This is a genomic window from Paenibacillus sp. FSL H7-0716 (genome assembly GCF_038002705.1).
Taxonomy (GTDB): Bacteria; Bacillota; Bacilli; order Paenibacillales; family Paenibacillaceae; genus Paenibacillus_AQ; species Paenibacillus_AQ odorifer.
In genome coordinates this window covers 1-12,365 of record NZ_JBBODA010000065.1, presented here as the reverse complement: position 1 = coordinate 12,365, position 12,365 = coordinate 1, and the positions used below count along the sequence as shown (strand labels likewise).

General features: G+C 43.5%; 10 protein-coding genes and 3 riboswitches. All 10 genes read right to left on the bottom strand.

The genetic code is table 11. The features are described 5' to 3' along the window. Positions 1–197 precede the first annotated feature (197 nt). Positions 198–1,007, bottom strand: a complete 810-nt coding sequence (locus tag MHH60_RS32835) for a transglutaminase-like domain-containing protein (RefSeq protein WP_038568647.1) — start codon at positions 1,005–1,007, stop codon at positions 198–200. Between the two features lie 13 nt (positions 1,008–1,020). After that, positions 1,021–1,101: riboswitch (cyclic di-GMP riboswitch) on the bottom strand. Positions 1,102–1,175: 74 nt separating this feature from the next. Beyond that, positions 1,176–1,258: riboswitch (cyclic di-GMP riboswitch) on the bottom strand. A gap of 119 nt (positions 1,259–1,377) precedes the next feature. Continuing rightward, on the bottom strand, positions 1,378–2,037 hold the full coding sequence (locus MHH60_RS32830) for a class D sortase (protein ID WP_256715239.1): 660 nt from the start codon (positions 2,035–2,037) through the stop codon (positions 1,378–1,380). A 102-nt stretch (positions 2,038–2,139) separates the two neighbouring features. After that, on the bottom strand, positions 2,140–2,547 hold the full coding sequence (locus tag MHH60_RS32825; protein WP_076130538.1) for a GtrA family protein: 408 nt from the start codon (positions 2,545–2,547) through the stop codon (positions 2,140–2,142). Then, on the bottom strand, positions 2,534–3,514 hold the full coding sequence (locus MHH60_RS32820) for a glycosyltransferase family 2 protein (RefSeq protein ID WP_036679898.1): 981 nt from the start codon (positions 3,512–3,514) through the stop codon (positions 2,534–2,536). The genes MHH60_RS32825 and MHH60_RS32820 overlap by 14 nt, the downstream gene beginning before the upstream one ends. 95 nt (positions 3,515–3,609) lie before the next feature. Continuing rightward, a complete protein-coding gene (locus MHH60_RS32815) occupies positions 3,610–5,388 on the bottom strand; it encodes a phospholipid carrier-dependent glycosyltransferase (protein WP_076138432.1) in 1,779 nt (592 codons plus the stop codon). Then, positions 5,378–7,633, bottom strand: coding sequence for a glycosyltransferase 87 family protein (locus tag MHH60_RS32810; RefSeq protein WP_256715238.1), 2,256 nt, complete (start codon positions 7,631–7,633; stop codon positions 5,378–5,380). The genes MHH60_RS32815 and MHH60_RS32810 overlap by 11 nt, the downstream gene beginning before the upstream one ends. 296 nt (positions 7,634–7,929) lie before the next feature. Next, positions 7,930–9,330: an NCS2 family permease gene (locus tag MHH60_RS32805; protein ID WP_036679893.1), complete on the bottom strand. Its 1,401-nt coding sequence runs from the start codon at positions 9,328–9,330 to the stop codon at positions 7,930–7,932. 122 nt (positions 9,331–9,452) lie between these two features. Next, a riboswitch (purine riboswitch) is annotated at positions 9,453–9,552 on the bottom strand. Between the two features lie 202 nt (positions 9,553–9,754). Further along, positions 9,755–10,219: a hypothetical protein gene (locus tag MHH60_RS32800; protein WP_076138430.1), complete on the bottom strand. Its 465-nt coding sequence runs from the start codon at positions 10,217–10,219 to the stop codon at positions 9,755–9,757. A 146-nt stretch (positions 10,220–10,365) separates the two neighbouring features. Further along, complete coding sequence (guaA, locus tag MHH60_RS32795) at positions 10,366–11,904, bottom strand: glutamine-hydrolyzing GMP synthase (protein WP_076101410.1); 1,539 nt, start codon at positions 11,902–11,904, stop codon at positions 10,366–10,368. Positions 11,905–12,118: 214 nt separating this feature from the next. Beyond that, the coding region (locus MHH60_RS32790; protein WP_341161218.1) for a hypothetical protein at positions 12,119–12,365 on the bottom strand (247 nt) is incomplete at its 5' end.

Sequence of the window (12,365 nt, the reverse complement as noted above, 5' to 3'; positions counted from 1 at the left end):
TTGTTTTCAGAAATGCAAGCTTTATTTTTCGAAGCTTTTTATCAGCCTCGTCTGTATCGCCTGTACGCTGTCTAACAACGCTTACCTATAATACCCCAACTATTAATAGAAAAGCAACCCCTAATATAAAAATAAACAACTAGCTTAATGATTAAGCTAGTTGTTTATTTAATATCGTTATGATTCTAGCGATTAATTTAATAGTATTTTGCCGCAGTATATTTGCTCGAGGCTTTAATTAAATCAGTTTTCTTATCGCTCTTTGCAAGTCCTGCATCCACTGTAGTATCAATGGTAACCCACTTCCCATTAAGCAACACTTCATTCCATGCATGATATTGCGTAACGTAGCTTGTATTCCCCATTACCAACTTAGCAGGAACATCTACACTCCGCAGCATTGCGGCAAAAAGAGAAGCGTAATCATAGCAAATCCCTTTTTTAGTAGTCAATGTCTTATCGATGCTTGGAATATAATCAGTAGTTACACTATTAGCAAGAGAGTAATCATATTGTACATTCGCAACTACATAGTTATAGATCGCTTTAACTTTCTCTTCGTCTGTTGTTTTGCCTTGTACTAATTGTTTAGCTTTGACAATCGCTTTATCAGAAGAACTCCATTTCACATTCTGTACGGAGCCCAAATATACGGAATTCGAGTCACTCATGGTTACGTCTACTACTTCGGAATATAACGCTTTGTATTTATTGCCGGTTGTGTTCTCCAGAACAGAAACCTTATAAGTCCCATTTCCTTGTTGCAAAGGGAAGTCCTCAGCTTGTCCAGAAGCATACAAGTTATAAGTATAGCTGCTGTTATCTTTGGTGATCATGAGTTTGATTCTTTTATCTTTCGGAATATCATAGTTAATACCAATAACACCTTGAGCCACTTTGGATGTAATCAACCAGCTGGCATCTGCACTTGCAGCTTGAGCTGTACTTACCGGAACTGAAGTCATTAAGACGAACAACGCCACCAGCATAAAATAAACCTTTTTCACGGATAAAACTCCTTTCGGTAGCTGGCTGCCATCCTTTCGGGAAGGCCCTTTAGCTTTGCGTCCCTACCTTTCGATAGGTTTGCCGTTATCGTATAAGCTCTATCTGTTCTAGCTTTACTAGATATAATTGATAGAATCCATTTGAAACAAACAAAAAAAGCCTCTTCATTCGGTAGCTGGCTGCCATCCTTTCGGGAAAAGGCCCTTTAGCTTTGCGTCCCTACCTTTCGGAAGGTTTGCCGTTATCGTGTTTAGCTTTTATAGTATAATACTATCATATTTATAGATGTGAACAAGACCTAATTTACTAGATTACCCATTATTTTATAGATATCTCCCGGTATTTGTGTTTTCTTGTCATTCACTATTCTCATTTTGTTAATTTGGCATGAACAATCAGCCGATGCGTTGGATTCACTAGCGGATCACATGTAATTAAAGTAAGAATCTTATCCTTGTCATTCCCGTCAAGAACAGAGACATCACTCGGATCTACAACAGAAATATCATACACCTCATAGTTAAACACCAGATCACTAGTCTTTACCGTGATGACATCCCCCACAACAACCTCATTCAATCTGTTAAACAAACGACCCGTAGTTCTAGCCCGATGCGCCGCGATTGCAGCATTTCCGATCTCTCCAAGGGGTGCCGTTTCTTTCATATGGGCTGCAGCATGTTTCATATTAGCTTTTGTAGCCCCTTCTAATACAGGCAGCTTCAAATCAATCTTATCGACTTCAATTAGTGCGATTACTTTACCCCCGACTTCAATCTCCGGTTCAGGCTTTTCTGTCTCTTGGGGTTGGGGCTGTGCCTGGGCATCCAGAACCGATTCCTCTGCTAACAGCTGAGTAACTTCAGCATACCTGCTCTTCAAATCTGGTTGGGGTGCACTATCGGCAGTGCTTAGTTCAGCCGTTTCTAATAACTTCTCCTGCTGCCTGTCGTTGTACCATTCGTTAGCTGTCGGATATAACATGATAAGTATCCCAGCCAGTATGAGTAGATAGGAGAATTTACGCAATGTTATTCACCTCCGTATATTGTTTTTATGGATATATACAAATCAAGCAGAAACAGTTACTTGCCTTTAAGCATAGCAACTCCTTCTGCCTGAAATTAATGTTTAAAATACCCATTTACGACTTCCAAAGAAATTGATGATCACCGTGATAAAGGTAACCAGCACCTTAGAGATCAAGACTTGAATACCTAGTTTGTCTGTCAACAGATGCATTAACAGCAGTGATATTCCGAGAACTACCAGATTCAGCACGATAAACTTGACCAGCTGCACGCGGTCGAAGCCTTCTTTATTCCCCCGGTTGCGATCACGAAAGGTAACTTTTTTATTCAAAATAAAGCTATTCGCCGTACCTGCACTATAGGAGATCACCTGCGCCAATGCGTATACCATCCCTAGTGAATTCAACAATGTAAAAATCACAAAATCAATCAGCGTATTGAGTAAACCTACGGCATTAAATTTGAGGAACTGTATGAATGCAGCGCGCAAGTTCTTATCTGACATCATTGTGGTCCTTCCGGCGGTCCAGTTGTTCTTCGTTCTGGTAGCCTTTAGTCTCACTAACAATATATAGCGGTCTATCTTTAGACTCGTCATAAATCCGTCCGATATACTCCCCAATCACACCCAACAGCATCAGAACGATACCGTTAAAGAGCAAATTGACGCCTACAATGGAAGCCCAGCCCGGAACCGTCCAGGAGGTGAAAAATATCCTTTGAAACAAGACGAAAAATAAATAGAGAAAGCTAGAGAATGAAAGGAAGAATCCAATATACGTAGCAATCTTAAGCGGCTTATGTGAAAAAGAGGTGATGCCATCTAACGCAAAACGAATCATTTTCTTCAGCGGATATTTGGTTTCTCCGGCAAAACGTTCTTCCCGTTCATATTCCACCATAGTCTGCTTGAAGCCAACCCAGCTCACCAAACCTCGGACATAACGGTTCTTTTCTTTAAGTCCCCGCAGGACATCACATACCTTACGGTCAATAAGACGGAAATCGCCTGTATCCGTAGGAATATCCACACTTGTCATACTGCTGAGCAGGCGGTAAAAAAGCTTCGCGGTGACCTTTTTGAACATCGTTTCTCCGTGGCGCTTCAGGCGTTTCGCATATACAACGTCGTAGCCCTCTTTCCACTTCTCGATCATTTGCAAAATGACCTCCGGAGGATCCTGAAGATCAGCGTCAATAACAACAACCGCTTGACCTTCGGCATAGTCCATGCCAGCTGTAATCGCTACCTGATGTCCGAAATTACGCGAGAAGTCAATCAGCTTGACATGCTCGTCTCGTTCACAGATCTCCCGAATCATCTGGGCGGAACGATCACGACTGCCGTCATTGACGAAGACCAGCTCATAAGTATCGCCGCACTCGTCCATTACTTTTTTCAAACGTTCATAAGTATGGCTAATTACTTGCTCCTCATTGAACATGGGTACAATCACACTATATCTGGCTTTCACCTTTATTCCTCCTACAAGCTTTTTGGAGCGTTACATCCATCTATACTTCATAATAACGCTGCATACATAAACTTATTTTATAGATTTTATAAATCCTAGAAAACCCAAGTAGGGAACCAACGCAGCATATCTTTCACGTAATCTCCACTGACCTGCATCCCTGACAGTACCGGGTAGAAAGCGATAAAGAGCAGCAAAGCAACGGCTACATAGACATACTGTACGTAACGGGCCTCAGGGAATTTACTATCCAGCAACTTCATTATATATACAATACCAAGAATCATAAATGGTACCATAGCAAAATAATGGTAAATAAACGTTTCTCTTGGGACAAGCATCCACGGAACATATTGCGAGAAGAAGGCGATCCAGATCATGTAGAGGTTCTTATCTTTACGTTTCAGCGTAATCCACAGCGTTGCCAGCATCGCAAAAATACCCGTCCACCAGATAAGAGGATTCCCCATAGTCACTATACTGCTGACCTGACCTTCCGGCAAACCTTCACCGCCGCTAAAGAACCAGACCGGTCTCTTCATAAACGGCCATTGCCACCATGAGGAAGCAAAAGGATGTGTAGCTACAAGTTGGCTGTGGTAGTTGTACATGTTCTTTTGGGAATCAATCAAACCTTTTATAGTGAAGCCCTCTGCTGATGCAGATAACCCCGGTACAAAAGATAAGCTATAAATAATTACTGGAATAATTACAAAGAACCCGATACAACTAGCCAACGTAATAATAGTCTTTTTCCAAAAAGAATCTACTGCTTCACGACAGGTGCCCAGCAATTCCTTGTCTTTAATCTTCCCCTCGGCCAGCAGGCGTCCGGAGGCTTGGTATTCTCTGTAGCGTTCAAAAAGGGAGATAGCCAGCATAATGGCCAGCCCTGCTCCTCCATAGAGCACAATCCATTTCGAAGCTACGCCGATTCCGAAGAATAAGCCAGACCAGAATAACGGAATTAATGTTTTTCTTAAAGGCTGCTTGTAGAAATTCATTGTGTAATACCGCTGCATAAAATAGAACATCAACATAATGAAGAATACTCCGTATACGTCAATCGTGGAGATTCTTGTCTGTGTGAAATGCATGAAATCCAGTGCAAACAATCCTGCCGCGAGGGCGGCGTATTTGCTTTTCTTAAACAAACGAAGCGCCATTACATATATGAGAGGTAACATGGCAACTCCGAACAATGTTCCGATAATACGCCAGCCGAATGGATTGACTCCGAACAGCTCCATACCTATGGCAATCAAAAGCTTGCCAAGCGGTGGATGCGTATTCTCGTAAGGCACTATCCCGTGTGTATATTCATAAGCTGTTCGCGCATGATAGATCTCGTCAAAATAAGTGCTATTCATAAAGTTAGAATATTCCGGAATGAGCGACTGCTCGTCAAAAAGATTGGCCGCTGCTCCTCTTTTAGGTACTGCGTTAGCATCCGGTGTCACACCGGCAATAGGAAGGGGGATTCTTTCTCCCCCCTGCTCATAAAAGGCCATTTCGTTCAAAGTGAACCCTGGAGATGTAACTGTAAACTTCACATATCTCGCAGTAACGTTCAGGGGTTGGCTTTTCCAGATGAAGACATTCCCGACATCCTCACTGACATCCATCGGACTGCTCCAGACCTCAGGATTGTCGCTGAATTCCAGCTTGAACTTCCCCGTGCCCACGCCCCCAAAGATATTGACCCGTTCCAATGGTTTACTCTGCCCCAAATCTACATAGAAGCTTTCACCACTGGCAGCAGGCTCCCATAAGGTCTCTGGAGATTTAGTAGAGCCAAGATTATATAAAGCAAGCGCTGCGTAAACGGCCGTAATAGCTATTATGCATATCCAATCTATACGCTTAAACTTCATCGTTAAATCGCCCTCCCTTCTGATGCGGTTTAATTTGCCCGACAACTCTCAAATCTTCTTCATATTGTTCTTCCGGTGTAATTGGTGCTGGAAGAGGTTTTATTACCTTGCGGACATACACATCGTATCCGATATTCAGCATATAAAGCAGTAATGCTAGATTAGCTATAGCAGTCACTAATACGATTCCGTCTGCACCCGGGCTAACATCTGCATTCAGGTGGGATAAGGTGTACGCCACATTGATGTATTGCGTTAAGCTGAATCCGAGAAACAGCGATAAAAAGCGGCGGTCCCGACTTTCTATATAAGTAAACAAACAAAGAATAAGAGCAGGGAACATATAACGTTCATGCATTTTGGTGCCAAGCACAAAGACCACTACTATAAGCACCATCCCGATAAAATAGGATTTGGTCAGGTCCAAGCGATCCTTTTTAAAGGAATAAAATGCCGCAACAGCTACAGCCACTAAAATAAATATGAAGCCCCATACACGGTATGGAATGCCAAGCCAGGTTAGATCAAGGGATGACCACATCGGATCAGTCAGTGCATACAGATTAAATGCATTCACTGAAGAATACGGATAGGAAGATAACGTACTCTTGTAAAGATCAATAATCCCTACCAGACCTCCGTTATTCCAGAAAAATGGTGCCGCAAGCAATCCGAAGATCCCTAATCCATACAAAGCTCCGAATCCAAGCTGCTTCCAAGCGCGGTGATGATAAAAAGCAAACAACAATACCGGCGTGAATATCAACGCTTGCGGTTTAATTAGCGTCGCTAAGGCAAACAAAATTGCGGAGTGAACAAACTTTTTGTTCGCAGCGCCATGGATACTGAGCAGCAGGAAGATCAAAAAGAATGAATCCGCTTGTCCCCAAGCCGCTGAATTAATAAGTACCGCTGGATTAAACAGAAACAACAACATTAAGCCGAAAGCTATTCCGGTGCCGAGTTTTTTGCGTGACATTTGATATATGAAGTAGCCGAGCACCAAATCAGAAAGGATCGCAGGGAGCTTGAAGAGCAAATTCTCTCCACCTGAGCCCTGAGTGAATCCTAAAACGCCACGAACGGCGCTAAGCACGTACAATATGTACAAATAGCCAGGAGGATAATCGGCAAAATAACCTTCTTCATAAAATTTGCCCGGACCTAAATCCACCATACGCTGTCCCCAAGAAATAAAGGTATTCATATCATTCTGATATCCTTGCGCGGTAAGACCAATCCACACCCTCAGGATAAAAGCAATTCCGATGGCAATGCTCAGCCATTTGGAATAAATATTCTCAGGCTGCTTCATAAGCTTCTCACTACGGAATGCCTTAGTATAAAGCACTGCAAAAAACACGCTAAACAGCGCTGAGATCAGCAACATCTTAGTTGGAGATACTTTATGTGGAGTGTCTGCCTTTTTGTCGCCGGCATCTGGACTAACCGCTGCACTATCCAGCGAAATGACGTTAGCCCCTTCGGGAGCCGCGTCTAATTTTTCTACAGCAAAATCATCAAAATAAGCCTTACCTTGAATCAAGCTAGAGTAGCCGCCCAGACTTGCGCCTATGCCAAATGACTTCTGCTCCGGTCCTGTCTGGCCGATATATTCAAGATACTGCCATTCACCTGCCGTATCAGTTACGCTGGGATACCCCCCGCCTACTCCAACGGCAAGAATGTTGGCGCCCATTCCCTCGCCTGCTGTACTTACTACTTTGATCCATCCAGAGATTTTATAATAACTATTCGGCGTAGCCTCAATCGTCTGCACCCATTTCGAATGATTGGGTTCGATATTTTCAATGACTGCCGCCTTGCTGCCGGAATGGACTTCCTCCGATTGAATTGAAAGTAGGCCTGAATTATCTCCTGAAATCCACATATCCTTAGTCCAGTTAGAAGGCGCATCATCTCCCCCCTCCTCAAAGCCAGGGTTCTGCAATAGATTCCCCTCTGCATAAATGCTTGTTACAGGAAGCACAAACAATAACAGCATCAATACAGTCATTACGGCCGCACGTGTACTCTTGATCATCGTCCCAACCTCACCTCGTCCTATATTCATCTTAGTCCAGCCAAAAGCATATACCTTCTGAAAAACAGCTCCCGAATTAGTGTATTTCACCGTTGCTAAGAAATCATTTGGATTGATTTTCTCATAAAAGAGCATATAAATATAGGGCATGTTTACCTTATCTGGATCGCAAACCCTTTCATCCACAATACTCCATTCCATAGGATCGCCCTAAGCTTCAAGGCTCTTATATAGAATAGAAGAATCGCAGTGGCTAAAGCAAATGCCGGAGCAAAAAAAACAGAGATCAGGATCAAGGTGGGGAACAAATTGGACTCTAACACCAAGGCTGCCTCGTCCTGAACATCACCTCTTCAACAATATAATCTAAAACATAGATGATGAAAAGCTAGAAACATAGACTAGCCTGAATGGTTAAGTGCCAACAAAAATATAAAAAAAGGGCCCCCTCAGTTATGAAGGAGCCTTTGAATGCACATCTGTATGCTATATATGAGTTAGCCCGCACTACCAAGAAATACATAACGGAGAATAATCAGAATAGCAAGTACCCACATCATCCAGTGAATATCGTATTTTTTCTTGCCAGCAAGGTTAGCTACACAAGCAAGGATTACATAAGTTACGATACCAAAGGAAATACCATTAGCAATATTATAAGTGAAAGGCATGATTACTAGAGTAAGGAACGCTGGAATCGCAACAACCATATCTTGAAAATCAATTTCGCGAATCGATTGTGCCATGAGCACGCCTACGACAATCAATGCTGCGGCTGTAGCAGATCCAGGGATCAGAGCCACTATTGGTGCAAGGAACAATGCAAGCAAGAAGCATACACCCGTTGTTACAGCTGTAAGACCCGTACGTCCACCTTCAGCAACACCTGCTGCACTTTCTACAAAAGCAGTAGTAGTGGAAGTACCCAATGCCGCACCACCAGCTACAGCAATGGCATCGACAAACATTGCATTACCTACACGTTTGTTACCTTCTTCAGGGTTGTCCATAATACCAGCGCGTTGAGCAGTACCTACAAGTGTACCAAATGTATCGAACAATTCTACAAAAGTGAATGTTGCGATTGCTGAAACAATACCGGTGTGCAGGATACCATCCCAGTCAAATTCGAAAAAGTTCAATTGCGTCAGGTCAGGCACCCAAGGGGTTGTCGGACTGGACAATGAGCCAAAATCAACTACACCCATCAGTATACCCGCGAGGGTTGTACCCAAAATACCGAATAAAATCGCACCTTTAACTTGCAGTACCATCAGGATGGAAATAAGAAGCAATCCGATAATTACCAATTGTACATCAGTGTTCTCTAGACTACCCATATGAATGATTGTTTCAAAGGATAGGACATCTGTGAATGTATTGGCCGAAATATCTTTACCAGCTTCGACACCAATCGTCATCAAACCACTGTTCTTAAGCCCAAGAATTGTAATGAACATCCCGATACCTACGGTAATGGCATGCTTCAAGCTGTCAGGAATGGCTGTCAGTAAGATCTGCCGCACTCGGGTAACCGTGAGCAGGATGAAGATCAAACCGGAAATAAATACTGCAGTCAGACCCATTTGCCAAGTGAATGGATGTTCTGAGGTTGCAGAAGACAAAATTACGGAAGCAAAGTATGCATTAAGTCCCATACCTGGTGCCAATGCTACTGGAAAGTTTATAAACACGCCCATTGCAATGGTGAAAATACCTGCTGCCAGCGCAGTCGCTAGAAATACAGAGTACCAGCCCATATCGATGCGGCCAAAGGCTGTTAATGTGCTCGGATTAACCGACAGGATGTAAGCCATAGCCATGAACGTAGTCAAGCCGGCCATTATCTCTGTACGTACTGTAGTGCCGTTCTCTTTCAACTTGAAAAACCGATTCAAATTGTTCTCCCCCTAAGGTATGTTGTGGCTGACAGCAACAAAAAGCCGGTATCTGATCGACACCGGCTCGAAAAAAAGAGTAGCACCCATGACTATAGCCCTAGATTCAGGACAATACGGGTTGCTCAGCTCTTCTTAATCGTAGCCAGGTCATTACGGTGACCTCGTAGAAACTTCCAGGCCTATTCCCGGAAATATACGAAAGAATTATGTTGTTGTGCTTTATCATTTTAGGGGGACATCACATAAGTTGTCAATGAAAAAAGCGAACATTTTCGACTTTATTTTTTCTATTGTTCGTAATTCATACATTTTTATCTTTAACTTCAACCCCAAAATCCATTAAATCATGCAGCTTATTAACTATCAAAAGCCTTATCAAATGGGTATTTTTCCCTATAAAACAGTTTCAACATGCCCTAGCTTATTGGCCTTTGGAATACTGATAGCTATGCCAAGAATTAGCAAAATGCCCTATAGCTAAACAAATCACTGCAATACCTAACCAGAAAGATCTGCCCCATATAGCCGCAAATCCAAATGCACAAACAGGGAGAACTGCCATGGGAATCGGAAGAAACAATAATGGAGCCCATAATAATCTGAATGGCTGTCCCTTAACCATATAACGAATCCATAAACCGTAATAAATCGTGATAAACACAAAGATAAGTGCAGCCCAGATCCCGAATTCTACATTTTCGAAGTTATCCTTTGAAATCGCAAGAATGGCTATACACCCCAACTGCCCTACTCTCTCCAAAAGGGTGTAGACGATGCCGGCATCTTTTAAACCGCTGGGAACATGATCGGGCGGAAACTTAATCATCAGTAAACTTGGGGCAAGAATAACCATAGCTATTAGTGTTCCAATAAGTGAGAATCCCATTCTAATGGCTCCTATAAGTTTATTTTTCCCAGTTTATCACATTCTCAATAGTTGCTATATAGGGTCCGTCACAAGCTTCACGGTTAATAAAAAAACCTGCAGTACCTTAATAAAATAAGGAGCTGCAGGTTTGTTATTGCTATATGCTATTCCCACTCAATCGTTGCAGGTGGTTTCGAAGTAATGTCATACACTACGCGGTTTACATTCTCAACTTCGTTGACAATACGTACAGAGATTTTTTCAAGAACATCCCATGGGATACGTGCCCAGTCAGCGGTCATGCCATCGATGGAAGTTACTGCACGAACACCTACTGTGTAGGAATACGTACGAGCATCCCCCATAACTCCGACACTCTTCATGTTAGGCAGAGCAGTGAAGTATTGCCAAATTTCACGGTCTAATCCCGCTTTAGCAATTTCTTCTTGCAGAATGTAGTCAGAATCACGAACGATGGTAAGCTTGTCCTCTGTTACTTCACCCAAGACACGAATAGCAAGACCTGGACCTGGGAAAGGCTGACGCCATACGATCGCACGTGGCATGCCCAGCTCTTCACCGAGTTTACGAACTTCATCCTTAAACAAGGTGTTTAGCGGCTCGATCAAGCTGAATTTCATATCTTCTGGCAGACCGCCCACATTGTGGTGGGATTTAATGGTTTGCGCTGTAGCTGTTCCACTCTCAACGATATCCGTATAAAGCGTACCTTGTGCAAGGAATGAAAAATCTCCGAGCTTAGCTGACTCTTCGTCGAAGCAGTAGATAAACTCGTTACCAATGATTTTACGTTTTTGCTCAGGGTCTTCAACACCTGCAAGTTTGCTCATGAAGCGTTCGCGTGCATCGATTTTCACTACATGAATATCGAATTTGCCTACGAAAGTCTCCATAACGCTTTCTGCTTCACCTTTACGCAAAAGGCCGTGGTCAATAAACATACAAGTCAATTGATCTCCGATTGCACGGTGGATAAGCATAGCCACAACGGAAGAATCCACTCCGCCACTAAGAGCGCAGAGTACTTTTTTATCTCCGACTTGATTGCGAATATCTTGAACGGCTTCATCGATAAACGATTCCATTGTCCATTTGCCGTCGCAACCACAAACTTGGTATAAGAAGTTCGAGATCATCTCGTTACCTTGAACGGAGTGACGTACTTCTGGGTGGAATTGCACAGCGAACAGTTTGCGCTCAGCGTTGCTCATTGCTGCAATTGGAGCACTTTCTGTACCTGCATCCAGCTTGAAGCCTGTTGGAAGCTCAACTACATGGTCACCATGGCTCATCCATACAGTCTGGCGGTTCTCCAATCCTGCAACTAAAGCAGTTCCTTCTGCAAAGTCAACATCAGCTTTACCATATTCCCGTTTAGCTGAACGTTCTACTTTACCATCAAGCTGATGAGCCATCAGCTGCATACCATAACAAATACCGAAGATCGGCACTCCTAGATCATAAATAGCCGGATCTACGTGTGGAGCATCTTCAGCGTATACACTGCTAGGTCCGCCAGAGAAGACAATTCCTTTAGGCGAAAGTGCTTTAATCTTGTCAACTGGCGTATTGTACGGCAAAAGTTCGCTGTATACTCCCAGATCCCGAATTCTGCGCGCGATAAGTTGGTTGTATTGTCCCCCAAAATCGAGAACGACGATAATTTCATTTGGCTTGTTCATTACGTGCCTCCCTTGATTATTGGATTCATTATACTCATGGTTAATTCTCATCGTCAAGGAAAGGAGGACACGCCTCTCATAATCAGAGAGTGATAAAACTTCATGCAGAACCTTCCTTGCTATGGCATAAATTAGATAGCGGATCTAAGCGTTCTTGGCCGTTTATGTTAAACGGAAGGTAATGAGCAGACATTCGCGGATAAACGCGGTCGCATCAGAAGCCGCAGGCTCGCCGCCAAGGCCGGGAGCGGATTTTACGGAATTGTCGCGGGCAGAGATCACGGCTGTGGAGGCCGAAGCTGGCGCGTACGCCAGAGTCTCCCACTGGCGGACGAACTGCCGGACGGCCACGTCTAGTCCGGCATCGTAAATCCGCAGGGAGTCCACATACTCCCTGCCAGTAACGCCGGGCGGCGGCGGTCCAAACCGCTCCGCCAGCCCGTGCCAAGCCAGAGAGGCCG

Coding starts and splice junctions, on each gene's coding strand:
- MHH60_RS32825 (WP_076130538.1), bottom strand. CDS start 2,547: ATGATGTCAGATAAGAACTTGCGCGCTGCATTCATACAGTTCCTCAAA.
- MHH60_RS32815 (WP_076138432.1), bottom strand. CDS start 5,388: ATGAAGTTTAAGCGTATAGATTGGATATGCATAATAGCTATTACGGCC.
- MHH60_RS32810 (WP_256715238.1), bottom strand. CDS start 7,633: ATGGAATGGAGTATTGTGGATGAAAGGGTTTGCGATCCAGATAAGGTA.
- MHH60_RS32800 (WP_076138430.1), bottom strand. CDS start 10,219: ATGGGATTCTCACTTATTGGAACACTAATAGCTATGGTTATTCTTGCC.
- guaA (WP_076101410.1), bottom strand. CDS start 11,904: ATGAACAAGCCAAATGAAATTATCGTCGTTCTCGATTTTGGGGGACAA.